Consider the following 21,965-nt stretch of genomic DNA (forward strand, 5'->3'; position numbering starts at 1 on the left):
ATTTATCTAGAATCCGTATAGTCTGGACGGGTTTTCTACCAGCACCTTGTTGCGTTGGTTCTCATCGGGTATCCAGTCGGCCAGCTCATCTAGAAGATCGCCATCATTTGGCATGGTTCTCCCATTCATATTCACATGAGGCCAGTCGGAGCCCCACACGAGGCGGTCGGGGGCGTGAGCAACCAGTGCACGCGCGATTGGTGTGAGATCTCTGTACGGGGGCTCTTTTTCTGTACAGCGCATTGGCCCGGATAATTTGACCCAGACGCGCCCGGTATCCAGCATTTTCAATAGCATCTTGAATGCTGGCTGGCCAACCCCGCCTGCGGCGGGTATCGATGCAAAATGGTCCAATACAATAATATTTGGCAAATCCATCAACTTCGGAATCATGTCGATGAAGTCGCTGGCATGTGGGTAGTACTGGATATGCCAATTGAAATCGGCAACAAGCCGGGCCACTTTTTTAGAGAAAACCGGCATAACGCCGCCATGGGCGGGGCTGGCAAAGCGGGCGCCACGCACCCCTGTTGAGTCAAGCTGCTTCAGGTCAGCGGTGCTCACGTTCTCAGGAAGCAGTGCTACGCCACGCAGGCGATCGCTGTGAATCCTCAAGGTGTCGGCAAGGTAGCGGAAATCAGGTCCATAGCCGCCGCCGCTGACAAAAACTCCTCTGGATAATCCAAGGGCAGTCTGCAGATGAAAATATTCGTCGATCGATGAGCGCTCGCTCGTATATTTGCTTTGCGGATGAAATGGATATTTCTCTGGTGGGCCAAAAGCATGAAAGTGCGAATCGATTGCGCCTGGAGGTAGCAAAAATGCGGGTTTTCTTGGGCGCCCGTCTGGTGCGGGGGTAAGGGTGGGCATAAACGGCTGTACGAATTTATGAAAGTCTTCAGGTCTGATGGATCCTATGGTTTGCCAATGAAAATAAAAAGCGATATAATTTTGTGAATTCTCATAACTTTTTGTTATGGGTTTCTTATTGAAATTCCAAGGGCCCATTTCGCCATGCTGACCATCAAACAAATGGAGGCCATTTACTGGGTTGAGAAACTGGGTAGCTTCGAGTTGGCGGGCGAAAAGCTGTGCACGTCACAGGCCGCCATCTCCAAGAGGGTGCAGGAGGTGGAGGCCGCATTCAATCTCCAGATTTTCGATAGGACGAGGCGAAGCGCCCGCCTTACCGACAGGGGGCGTGAGGTATTGGCCAGGAGTTCTGAAATTCTTCGTTTGCACATGGCTCTCGAAGAATTCATGCTCGCTGACAGGCCAGTCTCAAGGCGCTTGCTGATAGGCGTGACCGAATTAATTGCCCTTACCTGGTTGCCTGCCTTCATGGCGGCTTCTAAGTTGAAATACCAACACGTCACCTTGGTGCCGCGGGTAGATTCGAGCGTCAATTTGAAGAGGCAGCTTGCCGCCGCGGAGGTTGACCTGATAATCGTCCCCGGCGTTGCAGCTCACAAAAGCACGAACGGTATCGTTCAGAAGGATATTGGTCGATCGGAACAGGTATGGATGGCTAGCTCTGATATCCACTCGGCAAAAGGCCCGCTTCCCCTGGCGGCTTTTCAGGATATGGTCGTGCTGACCTTGAATGAAGATTCATATATCGGGGATCTGGTGCTTCAGTGGATGGCAGGCCACGGCGTAGTGCCAAGAGAGCATCTATCGAGCAATAGCAACTCCGCGCTGAGCGGAATGGCCATGGCCGGCCTGGGGATTGCAAACCTGCCGGTTTATTTCCTGTCCCTGACCGAGCGCAGCAAGTTGGTGGCCGTTAGATCGGATCCGCCGCTTCCCTCGATTTCATATAGCGCCATGTACCGTGTGGATGGACCAGTGGAGCTGTGCAAGAATATCGCTTTCATTGCGTCGGACTGCTGCGATTTTTCCCTGGATCGCAATAAGAGCCAATCCGAAAATTAATGGGAATCCGGGAATAATGCGGCTGATTGAATACACTGGAGCCTGGCTCGCAGGTATTGGCAAGCTACGCCTGCGTTTCGGGCAAAAATAAATATCCATATGGCGTCGCTGATAATTGCTGGTTTTGCCATTTGCCTGCAATTCGTGACGGTATGGTTGGCATCCAAAGGTGCGATATGGAACTCCGGGACATAGACCTCAACCTGCTGCTGGTGTTCGACCGCATGCTGGCCGAGAAGCGCGTGTCGGCGGTGGCCGAGACGCTGGGCCTGTCGCAGCCCGCCATCAGCAATGCGCTGGCGCGGCTGCGCCGGCTGCTGGGCGACGAGCTGTTTTTGCGCACCGCGCGCGGCATGGAGCCCACCGCCTTCGCATTGCAACTGGCCGAGCCGGTGGCCTATGCCATGGGCTCGCTGCACAGCGCGCTCAACCAACAGGCCCAGTTCGATCCGGCGACCAGCACGCGCAGCTTCACCGTGGCCATGACCGACATCGGCGAGATCTACTTCACGCCGCTGCTGATGGAGGCGCTCTCCCGGGCCGCGCCGGGCGTGACCATCAGCACCGTGCGCAACACGGCCGTCAACCTGCGCGACGAGATGGAGGCGGCGCGGGTCGATCTGGCCATAGGCCTGCTACCGCAGCTCAAGGCCGGCATGTTCCAGCGCAGCCTGTTTCGCCAGCGCTATGTGTGTCTGTTTGGCCAGGCGCACCCGCTGGCGGCGCGCAAGAAATTGACGCTGAAAGACTTCAGCGCAGCCGAGCACCTGTTGGTGAAGGCCGCCGGCACCGGCCACGGCCAGGCCGACGAGCTGATGGCCGCGCAAGGCATCGTGCGCCGGGTGCGGCTCACGGTGCCGCACTACGTGGCGATTGGCCACATCCTGCGGTCAACGCAAATGGTGGCAACCGTGCCCGAGCGCCTGGCACAAAGCATTGCCGAGCCCTTTGGCCTGGTGTGGCGAGCGCACCCGGTGCCACTGCCGCAGATAGGCATCAACGTGTTCTGGCACGCGCGCTTTCACCGCGACCCGGGCAACCAGTGGCTGCGCAGCCTGCTGGTAGAGCAGTTCGCTGATGGCTGATGGCACCTGGGCTGGCGTGGTTTTCCAAAATTTAATATGATAAACATCATGCGAAACTCAAAAGCCAACGCCAGAAGCGCCGCCAAGGAGGCCTCGCACGAGCGCATCGTGACGGCCGCCGCGCGCGCCATCCGCCGCAGCGGCTATGACGGCACGGGCGTGGCCGACATCATGAAAGAGGCCGGCCTGACGCATGGCGCTTTCTATGCACATTTCGAGTCACGCGAGGCCATGCTGGCAGAGGCCTCTTCCCGGGCCTGCGCCGAGTCCGCGGCCATAGCCGCAGAGATGGTGGCCAGCGCCCCGACTGATAAAGCCCTGGAATACATGCTCCGTGGCTATCTCTCCAAAGAACACCAGGAGCAGGCGGAAACCGGCTGCCCGCTTGCTGCATTGGGTTCGGAGACGCCGCGCCAGGCGCCTGAAGTGCGCCGCGTGGCCACCCGGCACATCAAGGCCATGGTGGACCTTGCCGCGCGCCAGTCACCCGATTGGGGTCAGCCCGGCGCGCATGAACAGGCACTGGTGACCATCTCCACCATGGTCGGCGCCTTGCTGCTGGCGCGCGCGGTCGATGAGCCCGCACTGGCCGACCGCCTGCGCGAAACCGCGCTGCAGCACCTGCTCCCCGCGCAAAACTAAACGCGCCGATTGACGCTGCCTATTTGCTCGTCATTGAATATGATGATCATAATGCCAGTTGCTGTAAACGGCATGCGGCAAGCCCCCCAACCACACGCCGATAGAGAAACACCATGAACACGAAAAGCAAAGTTGCCCTGGTCACCGGCGCCTCGTCGGGCATAGGCGAAGCCACCGCCAAGCTCTTGGCGCAGGCGGGCTACAAGGTCTACGGCACCAGCCGGCGCGGTGGCCAGGCGGGCCAGCGCAACTTCGAGATGCTGTCGCTTGATGTGACCAGTGACGCATCGGTCGAGGCCGCCGTCCAGCAGGTGATGGAGCGCGAAGGCCGCATCGACCTGCTTGTCAACAACGCCGGCTTTGGCGTGGCGCCGGCTGCGGCCGAAGAAAGCTCGATCGAGCAGGCCCAGGCGATCTTCGATACCAACTTCTTCGGCCTGGTCCGCATGACCCGCGCCGTCGTGCCGCACATGCGCCGGCAAAAGAGCGGGCGCATCATCAACCTGGGCTCGGTGCTGGGCTTTCTGCCCATGCCCTATATGGCGCTGTACTCGGCCACCAAGCATGCGGTGGCGGGCTACTCAGAGGCGCTGGACCATGAGTTGCGCACCCAGGGCATCCACGTCTCGCTGGTCGAGCCGGCCTACATCAACACGCCCTTCGATGCCAACCTGATAAAGCCCGACGCCCCGCTGGACGTGTACCGCGAGATCCGCGCCGGCGTAGAGAAGCGCGTCAAGGAAGTGCTGGTAGGCGCCGACGGCCCCGAGGTGGTCGCAGACATCGTGTTGCAAGCGGCCACAGCGGTTCACCCCAAGATTCGCTACGCCCCGGGCCTGGCCCGCCGCATGCGCCTGCTGCGCCGGTTTGCGCCGGCCAGCGTGCTGGATGCGGGCGTGCGCAAAGACCTGCGGCTCCAAGCCTAGGCGGCTAGCTGTTTCGCACGCTGTCCTTGATAACACTCCACTTGAAAGAAGACGATGACATTCCAAGCACTGCTCGCCAGCAAGACAGGAGCCAAGATCACAACCAGCGTGGTCTCGCTGAGTGAGCCAGACCTCATGCCCGGGGACGTCGTGGTCGACGTCGATTACTCCACCGTGAACTACAAGGACGCAATGGCCATTCTCGGCCGTGCGGACGTCATTCGCCAGTTCCCCTTGATTCCCGGCATCGACTTTGCTGGCACAGTCAAGTCTTCCTCCTACCCCGGCATCGTTGCGGGCGACCGCGTCGTCGCCAATGGCTGGGGCTTGAGCCAAACCCATCACGGTGGCTATGCGCAGCGGGCGCGCGTGAAAGGTGAGTGGCTGATCAAGCTCCCGGACGTCTTGTCCACCAAGGACGCGATGGCCATCGGGACAGCGGGCTACACAGCGATGTTGTCGGTGCTGGCGCTTGAGCATGGCGGGCTCACGCCCGAGCGGGGCGACATTCTCGTGACGGGTGCCAATGGCGGCGTCGGCTCCATCGCCATCGCCCTCCTGTCGGGTCTGGGCTACCGGGTCGTCGCCTCCACAGGGCGGCTGGAGGAAAGCGACTATCTGCGCAGCCTGGGCGCCGCCGACATCATCGATCGCCGGACGCTCTCAGAACCGGGGGCGCCGATAGCCAGCGAAAGGTGGGCCGGCGTTGTCGACTCGGTCGGCAGCCACACGCTGGCCAACGTGCTGGCACAAACAAAGTATCGAGGCGTGGTCACCGCTTGCGGCCTGGCCCAGGGCCTGGATCTGCCGGCTTCGGTGCTGCCTTTCATCTTGCGCAACGTGACGCTTGCCGGCATTGATTCGGTCAATGCGCCCCAGTCGGTGCGCATCGAAGCTTGGTCACGGCTGGCGCGGGATCTTGATCTGGGCAAGCTCGCGCGAACGACACATGTGGTTGGCCTGGCCGAGGTGCCCGCGGTCGTTGAGCGCTTGTTCGGGGGACAAGTCCGAGGCCGTACCGTCGTTGACGTCAACGCATGAGTGCTGTTCCTGCATGTCGCGCGCATCCGGCAAGCCAATCATAAAAAAAGGAACTCATATGCTCCCCACCCCCCTCAAGCCGCTGTTCACGGCCCAAGCGGCTGCAAGCGCTGGAGCCATGGCCAGACTGCGCTTGAAGCAAGCGGGCTCCATCGAATGGCCTGGTGAAGGATGGTGACGCATACGCCGGCGGCCAGATTCTCGACCCGGACAACGGCAAGGTCTATAGCAGCAAAGTGCAGCTGGCCGACAAGGGCAAGAAGCTCAGCGTGCGCGGCTACATCGGCGTGCCCGTTCTGGGCCGATCACAAACCTGGATACGCGAGGAGTAAGGAAACACCATGAAAGCATTCGTTCTCGACCGCTACGGCAAGAAGTCCGTGCTGCGCTCGGCAGACATACCCACGCCGGAACTGCGCGCCGACGAGGTCCTGGTCGAAGTCCACGCCGCAGGTGTGAACCTGCTGGACTCCAAGATCCGCGACGGAGAGTTCAAGCTCATCCTGCCCTACCGCCTGCCCCTGGTGCTGGGGCACGACGTGGCGGGCGTGGTCGTCAAGCTCGGGCCGCGTGCGCGGCAGTTCAAGCTGGGCGATGAGGTCTATGCGCGGGTGGATGATTTCCGCATCGGCAGCTTCGCGGAGTTCGTTCCCGTCAGGGAAGCCTCATTGGCGCTCAAGCCGCGCGGCCTGACGATGGAGGAAGCGGCATCCATCCCCCTGGTGGCCCTGACGGCCTGGCAGGCACTGGTCGAGCAGGCCGGCCTGCAGAAGGGGCAGAAGGTCTTCATCCAGGCCGGCTCTGGCGGCGTGGGCACCATCGCCATCCAGTTGGCCAAGCACCTGGGCGCCACCGTGGCCACGACCACGGGCACCAGCAATGTCGCGCTGGTCAAGAGCCTGGGTGCGGATGTGGTCATCGACTACAAGACGCAGGACTTCGAAGACGTCTTGCACGGCTATGACGTGGTCCTGAACAGCCAGGACGGCAAGACGCTGGACAAATCCCTGCGCGTACTCAGGAGCGGCGGCGAACTCATTTCCATCTCCGGCCCGCCGGACCCGGAATTTGCCAAGGCGCGCAGCGCGCCAGGCTTTGTGCAACTGGTCATCCGCCTACTGAGCGCCGGGGTCAGGCGCAAGGCCCGGGGCTTGGGGCTTGGCTACTCCTTCCTCTTCATGCGGGCGGAGGGCAGCCAATTGCGCGAGATCACCCAACTGATCGATGCCGGCGCCATCCGCCCGGTGATCGACAAGGTCTTCCCGTTCGAAGCCACCAACGAGGCCCTGGCCTACGTCAAAGCCGGCCGCGCCAAGGGCAAGGTCGTCATCAAGATCAAGTGATTTTTGTTTCACACACCGGAGATTCCCATGAAGATTGAAAACGCTGTTGCCCTCGTCACGGGCGCCAATCGCGGCATTGGCCTGGCCTTCGCACAAGCGCTGCTGGCCCGCGGAGCCCGCAAGGTCTACGCGGGTGCGCGCAACCCCGTGGTCGTCACGCAAGCTGGGGTTCAGCCCCTGCAACTCGACGTCAACCAGCCGCAAGACGTGACCGCCGCTGCCGCACTGGCGTCGGATGTGACCCTGGTGATCAACAACGCCGGCATTGCCCAGCCGGGCGGCTTTCTTGCGCCAGACAGCGAAGAGGTGGCACGCCGCATCTTCGAGACCAACTTCTTCGCCGTGCTGCGCCTGAGCCAGGCCTTCGCGCCCATCCTCAAGGCCAATGGTGGCGGCGCGTTTCTCAATGTGCTGTCGGTGGCCTCTTGGGTGAACGGTGGCGAACTGGCCGCCTACTCGGCCAGCAAGTCGGCCGCCTGGTCGCTCACCAATGCCCTGCGCCATGAGCTGGCAGCGCAGAAGACGCAGGTGCTGGGGCTGCACATGGCCTATGTTGATACCGACCTCACGCGTGGCTTCGATGTGCCGAAGTCCAGCCCCGAGCAGATCGTCAAACGCGCGCTCGATGGGCTTGAGTTGGGCCTCGATGAGGTGCTGGCCGATGACCTCACCCTGCAAGTCAAGCTGGGCCTGACGGCGGCCCGGCCCAGCTACCTGCCGCAGGCGGCCTGATGGCCACCGGGCCGGCCCGGCTATCCCCATGAACACCGCGAAGGTAGAGCAACATGCGCACATCACAACAATTGCAGGTCACGTGGGCGAACGTGCCAACGCAGACGGTCACGGGCGGTGGCGTGAAGTTCGCCTACCGGGAGCTGGGGGTGGACAATCCCGGCCCGCCCCTGGTCTGCCTCATCCACCTGGCGGCCGTGCTGGACAATTGGGATCCGCGCGTCATCGACGGTCTCGCGGCCACGCATCGCGTCATCACCTTTGACAACCGGGGTGTCGGCGCAACAAGCGGGGCGCCGGCCGAGTCAATGGAGCAGATGGCCAGGGACGCAATCACCTTCATCAAGACCATGGGCCTGGGCCAGGTCGACCTCTTTGGCTTCTCGCTGGGCGGCATGATCGCGCAAGAGATCGTGCTGATGGAGCCGCAACTGGTGCGCAAGATGATCATCACCGGCACCGGCCCGGCAGGGGGCGAGGGCATCAGCAAGGTGGCGCGCGTAACCTATATCGACATGCTCCGGGGTTTGCTCACTTTCCAGGACCCGAAGCAGTTCCTGTTCTTCACCAGGACCGCTGATGGAATCCGTGCCGGCAAGGCGTTCTTGCAGCGCTTGAAGGAGCGCTCTGAGAACCGTGACAAGGCCATCAGCGTGGCCGCGCTGCAGGCGCAACTGAAGGCGCTGCGCCTGTGGGGCCAGAAGACGCCCGCGGACCTGTCAAAGGTCAATCACCCTGTCCTCGTGGCGAACGGCGACAGCGATCGCATGGTTCCCAGCAAGAACACGCACGACCTGGCGCGGCGCCTGCCCAATAGTGAACTCATCATCTACCCCGACTCCGGGCACGGCGCGGTGTTTCAGTTCCACGCTGATTTCGTGCCCAAGGCGCTTGCGTTTCTGGCGCGCTGATGGGCCGATCCGCGAGCATCAACGGCGTCACCGCCGCTTGCGGATGGACTGTGCGTTGCGAGCGAGCGATGCCGTTTTGAGGTCGGTCAGCTTGCGGACGACCAAGTCGGTAAAGGCCGACACCGCAAGCGGTAGATGCCGCCGGCTCGGGTAGAGCACATGCAGGCCGTAGCCCTTGCGCCAGTACTCAGGCAGCACCGGCACGAGCAGGCCCGCGTGAAGGTCGAGCCGGACAACCGTATTGGGTAGCAGCGCGATGCCGAGCCCGGCCAGGGCGGCCTTGCGCAAGGCCTGGGCCGTGTTGCCGCTGAAGCGGGTAGCGATGCGCAGGCGCGCTTCGTGCGCGACTTCGTCGTGGCATGGACAAAGCCCATGCGCCTCGACCGCTTTGACTTCGCCTGACGAACGAGGAAGCCCTTGTACAGGGCGAGACCGAGATCAGGCGCACCGGTGCTGCCTGGACTCTTCCGGCAAAAGCCCGCGACCTAGAACGACGACGCCTAGACGTTCCCGCCGCTCATTCCATGCGCTCGGCCGGGCCGCTGTGCGCGCACAGCGCCGCGATGATCTGCACCCGCCTCAATGACAGCGCGGTGAAGGCAACTGGTCGATGCTGGCGCTTGGCAGGTCTGACGCGGCATCATGCGGTCCGGCCCAGCTATCTGCCGCAGATGGCCTGAAGCCGAAGTCCGGCTGAACACACCAGCGCCGTGCATCAGCGCCCGCCTGGAAGTTGCGCCTGCAAGTGTCGCAACTGCTGCTCCAGGGCCTCGATGCGGTCCAGGTAGCGCAGGCAGACCGATACCGCGTACAGGTCCAGATCCAGGTCGCTGCGCAGGCGGCTGGCGGTGCGCACCGTGAGTGTGCTGTGGCTGCTGAAGGTCCAGCGCGTGCTGGCGGGCTCGTGCGGCACCAGGGCGCCGTAGCCGACCAGGTCGCGCAGTTCGGCTTCGCTCAGGCCGGATGCCTGGGCCAGTTCGTCGAGTGAGACGCTGGAGGTGTCGGCATTCATCGCGCAGTCTCCTTGGCAAAGTGGGCGCGGGGGCTGAAGGTGGATGCCTTGGCCAGCTCGGCCATCAGCTCCTTCTCGCGCTCATTGGGGTGGGGTGGCACGTCGATCTGCACCACGGCCAGGATGTCGCCGGGCGTGCCGCCCGCGCGCGGCAGGCCGCGCTTGGCCAGGCGCAGCTTGCGGCCGGCGCGGGTGCCGGGCGGCACGGTCAGCAGCAGTGCGCCGCCGGGCGCGGGGATCTCGACCTCGGTGCCCAGCACCGCTTCCCAGGGCGCAAGCGGCAAATCCAGGTACAGGTCGTGGCCGCTGGCGCGGAACAGTGCGTGCGGCTTGAGCGTGACGTGCAGGTAGACATCGCCGTCACGCCCGCCGTTGCGCCCCTTGCCGCCACGGCCGCGCAGGCGCAGCTTCTGGCCTTCGACCGTGCCGGGCGGTACGCGCACTTCCAGCGTGCGGGTGACGTGGCGCAGGCGGCCATGCTCGTCTGGCTCGGGCATGGACAGGTCGAGATGCAGGGTGCTGCCGTGAAACGCGTCCTCCAGGCTGACCGCCACCGGTGTGTCGAAATCCTCGCCCGGCTCTGGCTGCTCGGCACGCGGCTGGAAGCCGCCGCGCGCCGCGCCCATCTGCGCAAACAGGTCGGCCAGGTCCAGGTCTTCGAAGGCCTGTGCATCGGCACTGCCCGCGCCCGGCGCGCCGCGTGCCCCGCCAAAATCCCAGCCCGGCGGTGGCCGAAATTCCTGGCCCGCAGGCTGCTGGCCCAGCGCGTCGTAGGCTGCGCGCTTTTCTGCGTTTTTCAGCGTGGCATAGGCCTCGCCGATCTCCTTGAACTTCTCGCCGCTGGCGGCGTTGCCCGAGACATCCGGATGGTGTTCACGCGCGAGCTTGCGATAGGCCTTCTTGATGTCGTCGGCGCTGGCGTCGCGCGCCACGCCCAGGGTCTGGTAGTAATCCTTGTACTGCATGGCTGCAACGCTCCAGGCAGCGCGCCAATGGCGCTGCTGCGGCCACCATAGCGAGCCCGCTGCGGGGGCGCGTTCCAAGCCGTTACGCGGCCGGCGTCAGAAGCGGTAGGTGGCCGTGGCCGTCATGGTGCGGCGCTGGCCATAGAAGCAGTCGCCGCGTGTCAAGCAGGTGGTGAGCTGCACCTTGTCGGTCAGGTTGATGACGTTGAGCGCCAACCGCCAGTCGCCCTGGTCGTAGGCCAGCATGGCGTCCAGCAGCGTGACTGCGGGCGTGCGCAGCGTGTCGGTGCCATCCCAGGTCTCGCCCAGGTAGCGCAAGCCGGCGCCGGCCGAGAAGCCCGCGCGTCCGGCGCTGGAGAAACGGTGCATCAGCCAGAGCGAGGCGCTGTGCTCGGGCACGCCCGACAGGCGCTTGCCCAGGTCGGCCGCATTGCTGCGCGACACCTTGGCATCGGTCCAGGCGTAGGCGGCAGTCCAGTCCCAGTGCCGGTCCAGGCTGGCCTTGGCCTCCAGCTCCAGCCCGTTGACCTCGACCTCGCCGATCTGCAGGCTGTTGAGCGGGTTGGTCGGGTCGGTGGTCTTGCGGTTGGTGTCGCGCAGCTTGTAGAGCGCGGCGTAGGCCGACACGCTGCCATCGGCCGGCAGCCATTTCACGCCAGCCTCCCATTGCTTGCCGCGCTGGGGCTTGTAGGGCGTGCCGTAGACGTCCAGGCCACCCAACGGGTAGAAGGATTCGGCGTAGCTCAGGTAGGGCGCCCAGCCGCCGTCCAGCAGGTAGGCCACCCCGGCGCGCTTGCTCCAGGCCTTGTCATCCGCAGCGGCGGCGGGGCGCCCTTCGGTGTCGGTCCTGGCGCGGTCATGGCGCAGCCCCAGCGTGACCACCCAGCGGTCCCACTTGAGTTGGTCCTGCGCATACAGGCCCAGTTGCCGCTGCGTCACGCCCGGCTGGCGGGTGAGCGCGGCCGGCGGGCTGTAGTTGCCGTAGACCGGGTTGTAGACATCTATGGGCGCTGCGCTGCCGCGGCCGGACGCCTGGCCGGTTTTGTTGTGCTGCGCATCCAGCCCGAACAGCACGGTGTGCTGCAGGCCGCCGGTGCTGAACCTGGCCTCGGCCTGGTTGTCGATCTGCAGCGTGCGGCCGGTGTTGAAGTACTGGTACAGGTCGCGATTGAGCGTGCGGTTGTCGGCGTTGAACACTGGGCGTGCGGGCCGGCCGGTGGCAGCGTCGGCTGCAAAGCTGGTGTAGAGGGTGCGGTAGTCCACCTTGCTTTCGGTGTTGCGCAGGTTCTGGCGCAGGGTCCAGCTGTCGTTCAGGCGGTGGCTGAACAGGTAGCCAAAAGAGGTCTGGCTGCTGTTGTAGGCGTCCCAGCCCGGCTCGCTGATGAAGGCTGAGGTAGGGATCTGCCCGTAAGCGCTGGGCAGCAGCGTGCCCTGCCAGGGGAAGAATCCGATCAACGAGCCGCTCTTGTCGCGCTGGCGTACCGCCTGCAGCGTCAGGGACGTGTCGGCGCTGGGGCGCCAGGTGAGGGAGGGCGCAATCAGCGCGCGGTCGTCGGGCACGTGGTCGACCTGCGTGCCGCTGTCGCGGCCTACCGCCACCAGGCGGTAGAGCCATTTGCCTTCTGCGTCCAGCGGGCCGGTCAGGTCTACGGCGACCTGCTTGCGCCCGTAGTTGCCGAGCTGTACCTGCACCTCGCGCTGCGCCTCGGCCTGTGGCCGCTTGGACACCAGGTTGAGCACGCCGCCGATCTGGCCCTGGCCGTACAGCACCGAGGACGGCCCGCGCAGCAGCTCCACGCGCTCCAGCGTGTACGGGTCAGGCCGCGCGCTGTTGTAGGTGCCGTAGCTGCGCAGCAAGCCGTCAAGGTACTGCGTCACCGCGCCGCCGCGAGCGGTGAAGCTGTCGACCCGGCTGTCGAAATAGCTCGACACCACGCCAGCGCTATAGCCGGTGACCTGGCGCAGCGTGGTCACGCCCTGGGCCTCGATCTGATCGCGCGTCACCACCGAGATCGCCTGCGGCGTCTCTATCAGCGGGGTATCGGTCTTGGTGGCGCTGGCCGCGCGCCGCGCCACAAAGCCAGTGACCGGGCCGGCGGCGGTCTCGGCGCCATCGGTCACGGTGACCGTCGACAGCGACTGCTCAGATTGCGCGTTGGCGGCGCCGGGCAGCAGGCTACCCAGGGCCAGCAGGGCGCCGGCGGCAAGGGCATGGGCAGGGAAGGGCGCGCAAAAGCGGCCCAGGGTCGAACGCAGCGGCGTCGCAGGCATCGGGATACTCCAGGTGGAAGGTGCGGGTGGGAATACCGCTGGCTACCTGGTCGAACTGATGCGAGTCTGTGGCTTGCGATGTCAGCGCATTGTAAATAAACGAGAATGGTTATCAATAAATGTGCGCGGGAGTTAGGCCATGCGCTCGGCCGGGCAGCCATGTGCGCACAGCGCCGCAATGATCTGCTCCACATGCGCGGCGTCGCGTGTCTGCACCACCACCTCGACCTGCACCCGCCCCAATGACAAGGCGGTGAAGGCGCGCTGGTGCTGCAGTTGGTCGATGTTGGCGCCCAGTTCGCCCAGCAGGTGGGCGATGTCGCCCAGCGCGCCGGGCACGTCGCGCACGTCCAGCCGCAGCCGCGCCAAGCGGCCCGAGCGCACCATGCCGCGCTCGATGATGCCGGCCAGTACCAGCGGCTGGATGTTGCCGCCCGACAGCACCAGGCCCACATGCCGGCCGGCAAACAGCTCGCGGTGGCGCAGCAGGGCGGCAATGCCGATGGCGCCGGCGCCTTCCACCACCGTCTTCTCGATCTCCAGCAGCATCAGGATGGCCTGCTCCACGTCGCCCTCAGAGGCCAGCAGCACGTCGGCCACGCGCTCGCGTATCACCGGCAGCGTCACCGCGCCCGGCGCGTTCACGGCAATGCCGTCGGCGATGGTGGCGCTGCCCATGGGGCGCGGCTCCTTGTTCAGCGCGTTCCAGGTGCTGGGAAAGCGTTCGGTCTGCACGCCGTAGACGCGGCAGCCCGGGCGCTGCGCAGCCGCCGCTGTGGCCATGCCGGCGATCAGCCCGCCGCCGCCGATCGGCACCACCAGCGTGTCGATGCTGGGCTGGGCCGCCAGCATCTCCATTGCTACCGTGCCCTGGCCGGCAGCGATGGCCGCATCGTCGAATGGGTGCACCACGGTCAGCCCGCGCTCGGCGGCCAGCGCCAGGCCGTAGGCGCGCGCGTCATCGAAGGTTTCGCCGTGCAGCAGCACGGTGGCGCCAAAGCGGCGCGTGTTCTCTACCTTGACGGCAGGCGCGAAGCGCGGCATCACGATGGTCGCCGGAATGCCCAGGCGCTGCGCGTGGTAAGCCACGCCCTGCGCATGGTTGCCGGCCGACACCGCCAGCGCACCGGCTGCGCGCTCAGGCGCGCTCAGTTGCGCCAGCTTGTTGAGTGCGCCGCGCTCCTTGAAGGAGGCGGTGAACTGCAGGTTCTCGAACTTCAGGTAGACCTCGCAGCCGAGCAGGGCGGAGAGGGTGCGTGAATGCAGGCAGGGCGTGTCTTGCACCTCGCCGCGCAGGCGGTTGGCGGCAGACTGGATATCGGCAAAGGAAAGCGCAACGGGCATGACAGGGTCCTTGTGGGCTGCGCCGATTGTCTACGGGCGCGGAACGCTTGCCTGCGCCCTCACCACGGCCACCATGCGCGCCACGGCGCCCGATGGCTCCTCTTGCCGGCAGGCCAGGTGCAGCGGCGCCTGCAGGCCGTGGCTGGTCTTCAGGCCGCGATACACCACGTCGTCCAGCACCACGTGCGTCATCGAGGCCGGCACGATCGAGACGCCAAAGCCGGCGGCCACCAGGTTCAGGGTAGAGAGGTTCTTGGTCGCCTCCTGCTCCACCACGGGGCTGAAGCCGGCCGCGCGGCAGGCCGCGATGATGGCGTCGTACAGGCCCGGCCCGCTCGGCCTGCGGTTGAAGATGAAGGTCTCCGCCGCCAGCGCCGACAGCTCGATGTTCTTGCGCCGCCGGTCTGCCGCCAGCGGGTGCGTGGCGGGCAGGGCGACCACCATGTCTTCCACCAGAACGGTCTCTATCACCAGGCCAGAGGCATCGCCCACCGGCGAGCGGATGAAGGCCACATCGATGCGCTTGTGGCGCAGCGCCTCGACCAGGTCGGCGGTGTTGCTCTCTTCCACCGTCAGCGCCACGCCCGGTGCCTGCTGCCGAAAGGCGCGGATCACCGCCGGCACAAAGGGGTGCAGCGATGCGGATTCGGTAAAGCCGATGGCGATGCGGCCGCGCTCGCCCTGCGCGATGCGGCGCACGCTCTCTATGCTTTGCGCCACCTGCGCCAGGATGGCGCGCGCATCCACCAGCAGGGCTTGGCCGCTGTCGGTCAACTCCATGCCGCGCGGCAGGCGCCGGAACAGCGTCACGCCCAGCTCATGCTCCAGCACGCGGATCTGCTGGCTCAGTGGTGGCTGCTGGATGCCGATGCGCTGGGCGGCCCGCGTCAGGTGGCCTTCCTCGGCGACGACGATGAAGTAGCGCAGCAGGCGCAGGTCTATGGATGACATATGTTTTAGATATGTTTTTTGTTGGTTTCATATATTAGACAAGATGGCACTGCGTGGCTAATCTCGCCCTCTGTTGATGCAGACGATGAAACCAAGGGCAAGACATAAGCATGGAAAACACACTTGGCGCCACCCCGGCCCATGAGTCGGAGGTGCCGACCGCAAGGGCCTTGTTCCTGGGCTTTCTGATGCTGGGCCTGACGGCTTTTGGCGGCGCGCTGCCGCTGGCGCACCGCATGGTGGTGGAGCGGCGCCGCTGGCTGACCGATGTCGAGTTCACCGAGCTGCTGGGCCTGTGCCAGTTCCTGCCGGGCGGCAACATCATCAATCTGTCGGTGGCGATAGGCATGCGCTTCAGGGGTGTGAGGGGCGCCGTGGCCGCCATCCTGGGCCTGATCGCCGCGCCCTCGGCCATCGTCGTGATGCTGGGCATCGTCTATGAGCGCTACCAACATGACCCGCAGGTCGAACACCTGTTTGCCGGCCTGGCCGCGGCCGCCGCCGGCTTGCTGGTGTCGATGGCGATCAAGATCGCGCTGCCGCTGCGCAAGAAGCCGCTGTTGGCGGCCATTGCCATGGTGTCCTTCGTGGCCATCGCCGTCCTGCGCCTGCCCCTGCTGTGGACCATGCTGGCGCTGACACCCATCAGCATCTGGCTGACCGCAAAGGTGGCGAAATGAACGACACCCTGCTTGCGCTGGCGCAGATCTTTACCCAGCTGTCGGTGCTGGCCTTTGGCGGCGGCAACACCATCCTGCCCGAGATGCAGCGCCAGGTGGTCGAGGTGCACCACTGGATGAGCGCGGAAGAGTTCAGTGCCCTGTTTGCGCTGGGCCAGGCCGCGCCGGGGCCCAACCTGATGGTGGTCACGCTGGTCGGCTGGCACGTGGCCGGGTTCTACGGCATGTTGGTGACGACGCTGGCCAAGTTTGGCCCATCTTCCCTGCTGACGGTGCTGGCCCTGCATGCCTGGGAGCGCCTGAAAGACAAGCCCTGGCGCCGCCACATCCAGACCGGCCTGCTGCCGGTCACGGCCGGCCTGGTGGCCGCCAGCGCCGCGCTCATCGCCGAGGCCTCTGACCTGAACCTGCTGCTGACCGTCATCACCGCCATTACCGCCACGCTGGCCTGGCAGACGCGCATCCACCCGCTGTGGCTGCTGTTTGGCGGCAGCATGGTGGGATTGCTGGGCATGGGACAGTTTTGACCAAAAAAACGGAGCCCAAGGCTCCGTTTGAATGTCATCGTGGGGCGGGCCCGACGGGTGTCGGACGCGGCCGTTTTTGCTATTGGTTGACTCTTCTTATTCGATCTCGCCCATCTGCGATTGCAGATAGTTCTGGATGCCGACCTTCTCGGATAGCTCGATCTGGGTTTCCAGGAAGTCGATGTGCTCTTCGGTGTCGTCGAGGATCTTTTGCAGCAGGTCGCGCGAGACGTAGTCACGCACGCTTTCGCAGTGGGCCATGCCGGCCTTGATGGTGGCCTGGGCGCCGTATTCCAGGCCCAGGTCGGCACGCAGGATCTCGGGCACGTCTTCACCGATGGTGAGCTTGCCCAGGTCCTGCAGGTTGGGCAGGCCGTCGAGCATGAAGATGCGGTCCATCAGCCAGTCGGCGTGCTTCATCTCGCCGATGGATTCTGAGTACTCTTTCTTGGACAGCTTGTCGAAGCCCCAGTGCTTGAGCATGCGGTAGTGCAGGAAGTACTGGTTGATCGCAGTCAGCTCGTTCTTGAGTTGTGCCTGCAGATGCTGGATGACTTGTGCATCGCCCTTCATGTTTTTTCCCTTGTGTAGTGTCTGGATTGGCCCGGATTGTGCGCGTTGCCCATGACAGCGACAAGGTAATCCCATGCGCGGGCGGTGTGTCTGCGGCTGAGGTTGATAGGCGTTATCACTTGTCCCCCAAAGTCGACGCTTTGATGACGCCTTCATAGAGGATGCCAATCAGATGCATACCTTCAATTAATTGGCTTGATGGGGTGGGGTCTACTATGCTCGACGCTTGTCTGTTTCCCAACCCATTGCAAGGAAAGCTCAATGTCTCTGATCAACGCTGAAGTTCGCGCATTCAAGGCCACCGCCTATCACAACGGCAAGTTCGTGCCGGTGAGCGAGCAGAACTTCAAGGGCAAGTGGTCTGTGGTGGTGTTCTACCCGGCCGACTTCACCTTCGTTTGCCCCACCGAGCTGGGCGATCTGGCTGACCACTACGCTGAATTCCAGAAGCTGGGCGTGGAGATCTACGGCGTGTCCACCGACACCCACTTCACCCACAAGGCTTGGCACGACACCTCCGACACCATCGCCAAGGTGCAGTACCCGCTGGTCGGCGACCCGAGCGGCCAACTGGCCCGTTTCTTCCAGGTCATGATCGAAGAAGGCGAAGACGCTGGCCTGGCTTACCGTGGCACCTTCGTGATCGACCCGGAAGGCAAGATCAAGACCATCGAAGTGCACGACAACGGCATCGGCCGTGACGCCACCGAAACCCTGCGCCGCGTCAAGGCTGCCCAGTACGTTGCCGCCCACCCTGGCGAAGTCTGCCCGGCCAAGTGGACCGAAGGCGCTGAAACCCTGACCCCGTCGCTCGACCTGGTTGGCAAGATCTAAGAGCGTATCTACGGTCTCTATGGGGACCCCATACAGACCGTGGACACGCTCTCAGGCTCGCGCCTCAAAAAGCCCGGGTGCGCCCGGGCTTTTTTTTCCGCCGACAAGCCTTAACTATCGATACTGAATTTAAATAGCGAGTAACTATCATGCTGGACGCCAAGCTCAAAACCCAACTCAAGGCTTACCTGGAACGGGTGACCAAGCCGATCGAGATCGTCGCTTCGCTCGACGAGGGCAAGGCGTCCGCGGACCTGAAGGGCTTGCTGGCCGACATCGTCTCGCTGACCGACAAGATCACCGTGGTCGAGCGCAGCGACGACGGCGAGCGCAAGCCGTCCTTCCTCATCACCAACCCCGGCGTGGACACGGGCGTGCGCTTCGCCGGCCTGCCGTTGGGGCATGAGTTCACCTCGCTGGTGCTGGCGCTGCTGCAAGTGGGCGGCCACCCGTCCAAGGCGGCGCAGGACACCATCGAGCAGGTGAAGAACCTGCAGGGCGACTTCCACTTCGAGACCTACTTCTCGCTGACCTGCCAGAACTGCCCCGACGTGGTGCAGGCACTCAACCTGATGGCGGTGCTCAACCCCAACATCAAGCACACCGCCATCGACGGCGCGCTGTTCCAGGACGAGGTCAATGAGCGCCAGATCATGGCCGTGCCCACCGTGTTTTTGAACGGCACCAGCTTTGGCCAGGGCCGCATGGAGCTGGAAGAAATCCTGGCCAAGGTCGACACCGGCGCCGTGGCCCGCGAGGCGGAAAAGATCGCCGCGCGCGCCCCTTACGACCTGCTGGTGGTGGGCGGTGGCCCGGCCGGCGCGGCAGCGGCCGTGTATGCGGCGCGCAAGGGCATCCGCACCGGCGTGGCGGCCGAGCGCTTTGGCGGCCAGGTGCTGGACACCATGGGCATCGAGAACTTCATCTCGGTCAAGGAAACCGAAGGGCCGAAGTTCGCCGTCGCGTTGGAGCAGCACGTCAAGCACTACGACGTGGACATCATGAACCTGCAGCGCGCCGAGGCCCTGGTGCCGGGCAAGGACCTGATCGAGGTCAAGCTGGCCAACGGCGCCTCGCTCAAGACCCGCTCGCTGGTGATCTCCACCGGCGCGCGCTGGCGCAACATCAACGTGCCCGGCGAGGCCGAGTACAAGAACAAGGGCGTGGCCTACTGCCCGCATTGCGACGGCCCGCTGTTCAAGGGCAAGCGCGTGGCGGTGATCGGCGGCGGCAACTCGGGCGTCGAAGCGGCCATCGACCTGGCCGGCATCGTCGGCCATGTCACGCTGATCGAGTTTGGCGAGCAACTGCGCGCCGACGAGGTGCTGCAACGCAAGCTGCGCAGCCTGCCCAATGTGGTGGTGGCGGTGTCGGCGCAAACGACTGAGATCACCGGCGACGGCCAGAAGGTCAATGGCCTGGTCTACAAGGACCGCGTCTCGGGCGCCGAGCAGCGCGTGGAGCTGGAAGGCGTGTTCGTGCAGATCGGCCTGGTGCCCAACACCGATTGGCTGAAGGGCACGGTCGAGCTGTCCAAGCACGGCGAGATCGTGGTCGATGCCAAGGGCCAGACCTCGGTGCCGGGCGTGTTCGCGGCGGGGGATGCAACCACGGTGCCCTACAAGCAGATCATCATCGCAGCGGGCGATGGTGCGAAGGCGGCCTTGAGTGCATTCGACCACCTGATCAGAACGTCGGCACCAGCCTGATTGCGCTGGATGGTTTATGAGAGAAATATGCCTCTAGCCCAGGTGCAGCCTGGGCTTATAGCTATAAATTTCATAGTTTGATAGCCAAGCAAGCAAAGCCCGCCTCCGTTGCCACGGACGCGGGCTTTTGCTTGTCTCGAACTTATTGTTAATTGAGAATTATTCTCATACAATATTTCACCTCCCAGCCAGCCGGTGCGCCCATTGCCGTCGCATAGCCAGCTCTGTTCAACATCCGTTGCAGAACCGAAAGCGCACCGTGGCCCGTCTTGCTCATCGCCCTCCGGCGTTCCGTCTCCATCCTCTTGCCTGGCTGCTGGCCTGTGCTTTTGCTCCTGGCGCCCAGGCGCAGACGCCGCCTGCCGCGCCTGCGCTGAAAGAGATGGTCATCAGCGGCTCGCGCAACGAGCAGGACCCGGACGAGCTGCCCGTCAGCATCGAGGTGCTGACCGCCGAGCAGATCGAAGCGCAGCAGGTGCGCGACATCCGCGACGCCGCGCGCGACATGCCCAATGTGTCGGTGCAGCGCGCGCCGGCGCGCTTCACCATTGGCGCGCAGACCGGGCGCGACCAGAACGCCGGCTTCAACATTCGCGGGCTCGACGGCAATCGCGTGCTGATGCTGGTCGACGGCATTCGCCAGCCGCGCAGCTATACGTTCCAGAGCGAAAGCGCCATTGGCCGCGACTACCTCGACATCGGGCTGGTCAAGCGCATCGAAGTGGTGAAGGGGCCAACCTCAGCCCTGTACGGCTCGGACGGCATCGCCGGGCTGGTCAACTTCATCACCAAGGAGCCGGACGACTACCTGAAGAACGGCAAGACCTTTGGCGGCAGCGCCGCTGTTGGCTATGACGGCGACGACAAGGGCAAGCACCTGGGCGCAACGCTGGCCGGCCGGCCCAACGAGACCGTGGCCTGGATGCTGGGCGCCAATGTCGGCCGTGCCGACGCGTTGAAGAACAAGGGCAGCAACGACGCTGCCAACACCGACCGCACCACGCCCAACCCCGAGAAGGACAAGAGCACTTCGCTGCTCGGCAAGGTGGTGCTCACGCCCGGCGGCGGGCAAAAGCATGTGCTGACCTACGAGCATGTAGAGAAGAAGGCCGACTACGAGCTGCTATCCAACATCGCCAAGCCGCCGCTGGCGAGCACGTCGGTCATCGGCGCCACCGCCAGCACCCGCATGACGCGGGACCGGCTGACCTGGAATGGCCGCTGGCAGCTCGACGCGCTGGTGGCCGATGAGGTCCAGGCGGTGCTGAGCTACCAGAACGCGCGCTCGGACGAGTTCCAGTTCCAGGACCGCTACACCGCCGACGACCGCAGCCGCAACACGCACTACCAGGAGCACACGGCCCAGGCCGGCCTGCAGTTGGGCAAGCTGCTGCGCTCGGGCAATGGCCTGGTGCAAAAACTCACCTATGGCTTTGACTACGTGCAATCAAAGGTGGCCAACCTGCAGACCGGCGTCACGCCACCGGCAGGCGAAACCTATCCGCTCAAGCGCTTCCCCGACACCAAGGAGAGCAGCAGCGCGCTCTACCTGCAGGACGAGATCATTGCCGGCCCCTGGAGCATCACGCCCGGCCTGCGCTTTGACCACTTCAGCATCGACGCCAGCCAGGCCGGCTATACCGCGCCGTCGCCGGCCCAGTCGCTGTCGGGCTCGGCCACTTCGCCCAAGCTGGGCGTGCTCTACCGCGCCACGCCGATCTGGAGCGTGTACGGCAACTACGCCTCGGGCTTCAAGGCGCCGACGGCGGGACAGGTCAATGGCTTCTTTGCCAACCCGATCGCCAACTACCAGAGCATTGCCAACCCCAATCTCAAGCCCGAGAAGAGCCAGAACATCGAGTTGGGCGCGCGCGGTCGCATGGAGCGCGTGTCGCTCGACGTGGCAGCCTTCACCGGCCGCTTCAAGGATTTCATCGTCGACAACCAGCAGGTCGGCGGAGCCTTCACGCCCACCAACCCGGCCGTGTTCCAGTCGGTCAACCTGAACCGCGTGCGCATCAGCGGCTTCGAGGTCAAGGGCAACGTGGACTGGGGCCGGCTGGCCGGTGGCAGCGTCAGCATGCCCTTTGGCTACGGCCAGACCCGGGGCCGCGACAGCGATACCGGCAAGCCCGTGAACAGCATCAACCCGTCGCGCCTGAACCTGGGCGCCAGGTACGACACGGCGGCCTGGGCGGCGCGCATCGACCTGACCCATATCGCCGCCAAGAAGGCCAGCGACATCGACGGCGCCACGCAGTTCGCCACGCCCTCGGCCACGCTGCTGGACCTGAGCGGCCAGTGGCGCATCCGCAAAGACCTGCGCCTGACGGCCGGCATCTACAACCTCACCGACAAGAAGTACTGGAACTGGACCAACGTGAACGGCCTGGCCGCCACGTCGACGGTGCTGGACGCCTATACCCAGCCGGGCCGCTATGCGCGCGTCTCGCTGGTGGCCGATTTCTGATTTCCCTGCACGGA

At 64.4% G+C, this 21,965-nt stretch carries 20 protein-coding genes and 2 pseudogenes; 14 read left to right on the forward strand and 8 right to left on the reverse strand.

Annotated elements, in window-relative coordinates; genetic code table 11:
- Window positions 1–6 precede the first annotated feature (6 nt).
- Window positions 7–1,032, reverse strand: a complete 1,026-nt coding sequence (locus AAFF27_08260; protein ID XAH25171.1) for an amidohydrolase family protein — start codon at window positions 1,030–1,032, stop codon at window positions 7–9.
- Between AAFF27_08260 and AAFF27_08265 the strand changes: the two genes are divergently transcribed.
- From AAFF27_08265 to AAFF27_08305, 9 genes and pseudogenes are all read left to right on the forward strand, one after another.
- Window positions 1,015–1,935: a LysR family transcriptional regulator gene (locus tag AAFF27_08265; GenBank protein XAH25172.1), complete on the forward strand. Its 921-nt coding sequence runs from the start codon at window positions 1,015–1,017 to the stop codon at window positions 1,933–1,935. The two genes, AAFF27_08260 and AAFF27_08265, sit on opposite strands and share 18 nt — an antisense overlap.
- Window positions 1,936–2,111: 176 nt before the next feature.
- Complete coding sequence (locus tag AAFF27_08270) at window positions 2,112–3,020, forward strand: LysR family transcriptional regulator (protein ID XAH25173.1); 909 nt, start codon at window positions 2,112–2,114, stop codon at window positions 3,018–3,020.
- Between the two features lie 36 nt (window positions 3,021–3,056).
- On the forward strand, window positions 3,057–3,662 hold the full coding sequence (locus tag AAFF27_08275; protein ID XAH25174.1) for a TetR/AcrR family transcriptional regulator: 606 nt from the start codon (window positions 3,057–3,059) through the stop codon (window positions 3,660–3,662).
- A 113-nt stretch (window positions 3,663–3,775) separates the two neighbouring features.
- A complete protein-coding gene (locus AAFF27_08280) occupies window positions 3,776–4,588 on the forward strand; it encodes an oxidoreductase (GenBank protein XAH25175.1) in 813 nt (270 codons plus the stop codon).
- A gap of 54 nt (window positions 4,589–4,642) precedes the next feature.
- The gene (locus AAFF27_08285) at window positions 4,643–5,629 is read left to right on the forward strand and encodes an MDR family oxidoreductase (GenBank protein ID XAH25176.1); all 987 of its coding nucleotides are present in this window, start codon (window positions 4,643–4,645) and stop codon (window positions 5,627–5,629) included.
- A 155-nt stretch (window positions 5,630–5,784) separates the two neighbouring features.
- Window positions 5,785–5,961, forward strand: a pseudogene (locus tag AAFF27_08290) (DUF2147 domain-containing protein).
- Between the two features lie 9 nt (window positions 5,962–5,970).
- A complete protein-coding gene (locus AAFF27_08295) occupies window positions 5,971–6,972 on the forward strand; it encodes an NADP-dependent oxidoreductase (protein XAH25177.1) in 1,002 nt (333 codons plus the stop codon).
- Window positions 6,973–6,999: 27 nt separating this feature from the next.
- On the forward strand, window positions 7,000–7,704 hold the full coding sequence (locus AAFF27_08300) for an SDR family oxidoreductase (protein XAH25178.1): 705 nt from the start codon (window positions 7,000–7,002) through the stop codon (window positions 7,702–7,704).
- A gap of 53 nt (window positions 7,705–7,757) precedes the next feature.
- On the forward strand, window positions 7,758–8,615 hold the full coding sequence (locus AAFF27_08305; GenBank protein ID XAH25179.1) for an alpha/beta hydrolase: 858 nt from the start codon (window positions 7,758–7,760) through the stop codon (window positions 8,613–8,615).
- A 27-nt stretch (window positions 8,616–8,642) separates the two neighbouring features.
- Here the strand turns inward: AAFF27_08305 and AAFF27_08310 are convergent.
- The 6 genes and pseudogenes from AAFF27_08310 to AAFF27_08335 all read right to left on the reverse strand — a co-directional run bounded on the left by AAFF27_08310 (window position 8,643) and on the right by AAFF27_08335 (window position 15,158).
- Window positions 8,643–8,945: pseudogene (locus tag AAFF27_08310) on the reverse strand (LysR substrate-binding domain-containing protein).
- Window positions 8,946–9,330: 385 nt separating this feature from the next.
- Window positions 9,331–9,627: a chaperone modulator CbpM gene (locus AAFF27_08315; GenBank protein ID XAH25180.1), complete on the reverse strand. Its 297-nt coding sequence runs from the start codon at window positions 9,625–9,627 to the stop codon at window positions 9,331–9,333.
- Window positions 9,624–10,670 (reverse strand): J domain-containing protein, encoded by a 1,047-nt coding sequence (locus tag AAFF27_08320; protein ID XAH25181.1) that lies wholly within the window; start codon window positions 10,668–10,670, stop codon window positions 9,624–9,626. The genes AAFF27_08315 and AAFF27_08320 overlap by 4 nt, the downstream gene beginning before the upstream one ends.
- An 18-nt stretch (window positions 10,671–10,688) precedes the next feature.
- On the reverse strand, window positions 10,689–12,863 hold the full coding sequence (locus AAFF27_08325) for a TonB-dependent siderophore receptor (GenBank protein ID XAH25182.1): 2,175 nt from the start codon (window positions 12,861–12,863) through the stop codon (window positions 10,689–10,691).
- Window positions 12,864–12,995: 132 nt separating this feature from the next.
- A complete protein-coding gene (locus AAFF27_08330; protein ID XAH25183.1) occupies window positions 12,996–14,207 on the reverse strand; it encodes a threonine ammonia-lyase in 1,212 nt (403 codons plus the stop codon).
- 30 nt (window positions 14,208–14,237) lie between these two features.
- The gene (locus tag AAFF27_08335; protein ID XAH25184.1) at window positions 14,238–15,158 is read right to left on the reverse strand and encodes a LysR family transcriptional regulator; all 921 of its coding nucleotides are present in this window, start codon (window positions 15,156–15,158) and stop codon (window positions 14,238–14,240) included.
- 110 nt (window positions 15,159–15,268) lie between these two features.
- Here AAFF27_08335 and AAFF27_08340 point away from each other — a divergent pair, with 110 nt between their 5' ends.
- Window positions 15,269–15,838 carry a chromate transporter gene (locus tag AAFF27_08340; protein ID XAH25185.1) on the forward strand — a complete coding sequence of 190 codons (570 nt, stop codon included), beginning with the start codon at window positions 15,269–15,271 and terminating at the stop codon, window positions 15,836–15,838.
- On the forward strand, window positions 15,835–16,365 hold the full coding sequence (locus AAFF27_08345) for a chromate transporter (protein XAH25186.1): 531 nt from the start codon (window positions 15,835–15,837) through the stop codon (window positions 16,363–16,365). Before AAFF27_08340 ends, AAFF27_08345 begins: the two co-directional genes overlap by 4 nt.
- Before the next feature lie 96 nt (window positions 16,366–16,461).
- On the opposite strand, the gene bfr is transcribed toward AAFF27_08345, so the two are convergent.
- On the reverse strand, window positions 16,462–16,938 hold the full coding sequence (bfr, locus tag AAFF27_08350; protein XAH25187.1) for a bacterioferritin: 477 nt from the start codon (window positions 16,936–16,938) through the stop codon (window positions 16,462–16,464).
- Between the two features lie 261 nt (window positions 16,939–17,199).
- Between bfr and ahpC the strand changes: the two genes are divergently transcribed.
- The 3 genes from ahpC (at window position 17,200) to AAFF27_08365 (ending at window position 21,951) form a co-directional block, all read left to right on the forward strand.
- Entirely contained in the window at window positions 17,200–17,772 is a 573-nt protein-coding gene (ahpC, locus tag AAFF27_08355) for an alkyl hydroperoxide reductase subunit C (protein XAH25188.1), read from the forward strand.
- A 149-nt stretch (window positions 17,773–17,921) separates the two neighbouring features.
- Complete coding sequence (gene ahpF, locus AAFF27_08360; GenBank protein XAH25189.1) at window positions 17,922–19,481, forward strand: alkyl hydroperoxide reductase subunit F; 1,560 nt, start codon at window positions 17,922–17,924, stop codon at window positions 19,479–19,481.
- 259 nt (window positions 19,482–19,740) lie between these two features.
- Window positions 19,741–21,951: a TonB-dependent hemoglobin/transferrin/lactoferrin family receptor gene (locus tag AAFF27_08365; protein ID XAH25190.1), complete on the forward strand. Its 2,211-nt coding sequence runs from the start codon at window positions 19,741–19,743 to the stop codon at window positions 21,949–21,951.
- Window positions 21,952–21,965 lie beyond the last annotated feature (14 nt).

The organism is Xylophilus sp. GW821-FHT01B05 (genome assembly GCA_038961845.1).
Lineage (GTDB): Bacteria > Pseudomonadota > Gammaproteobacteria > Burkholderiales > Burkholderiaceae_C > Xylophilus.

Bases quoted from the DNA above. Each gene is read 5' to 3' on its own strand.
- AAFF27_08265 (XAH25172.1), top strand. From the start codon at position 1,015: ATGCTGACCATCAAACAAATGGAGGCCATTTACTGGGTTGAGAAACTG.
- AAFF27_08270 (XAH25173.1), top strand. From the start codon at position 2,112: ATGGAACTCCGGGACATAGACCTCAACCTGCTGCTGGTGTTCGACCGC.
- AAFF27_08275 (XAH25174.1), top strand. From the start codon at position 3,057: ATGATAAACATCATGCGAAACTCAAAAGCCAACGCCAGAAGCGCCGCC.
- AAFF27_08280 (XAH25175.1), top strand. From the start codon at position 3,776: ATGAACACGAAAAGCAAAGTTGCCCTGGTCACCGGCGCCTCGTCGGGC.
- AAFF27_08285 (XAH25176.1), top strand. From the start codon at position 4,643: ATGACATTCCAAGCACTGCTCGCCAGCAAGACAGGAGCCAAGATCACA.
- AAFF27_08295 (XAH25177.1), top strand. From the start codon at position 5,971: ATGAAAGCATTCGTTCTCGACCGCTACGGCAAGAAGTCCGTGCTGCGC.
- AAFF27_08300 (XAH25178.1), top strand. From the start codon at position 7,000: ATGAAGATTGAAAACGCTGTTGCCCTCGTCACGGGCGCCAATCGCGGC.
- AAFF27_08305 (XAH25179.1), top strand. From the start codon at position 7,758: ATGCGCACATCACAACAATTGCAGGTCACGTGGGCGAACGTGCCAACG.
- AAFF27_08315 (XAH25180.1), bottom strand. From the start codon at position 9,627: ATGAATGCCGACACCTCCAGCGTCTCACTCGACGAACTGGCCCAGGCA.
- AAFF27_08325 (XAH25182.1), bottom strand. From the start codon at position 12,863: ATGCCTGCGACGCCGCTGCGTTCGACCCTGGGCCGCTTTTGCGCGCCC.
- AAFF27_08330 (XAH25183.1), bottom strand. From the start codon at position 14,207: ATGCCCGTTGCGCTTTCCTTTGCCGATATCCAGTCTGCCGCCAACCGC.
- AAFF27_08335 (XAH25184.1), bottom strand. From the start codon at position 15,158: ATGTCATCCATAGACCTGCGCCTGCTGCGCTACTTCATCGTCGTCGCC.
- AAFF27_08340 (XAH25185.1), top strand. From the start codon at position 15,269: ATGGAAAACACACTTGGCGCCACCCCGGCCCATGAGTCGGAGGTGCCG.
- AAFF27_08345 (XAH25186.1), top strand. From the start codon at position 15,835: ATGAACGACACCCTGCTTGCGCTGGCGCAGATCTTTACCCAGCTGTCG.
- bfr (XAH25187.1), bottom strand. From the start codon at position 16,938: ATGAAGGGCGATGCACAAGTCATCCAGCATCTGCAGGCACAACTCAAG.
- ahpC (XAH25188.1), top strand. From the start codon at position 17,200: ATGTCTCTGATCAACGCTGAAGTTCGCGCATTCAAGGCCACCGCCTAT.
- ahpF (XAH25189.1), top strand. From the start codon at position 17,922: ATGCTGGACGCCAAGCTCAAAACCCAACTCAAGGCTTACCTGGAACGG.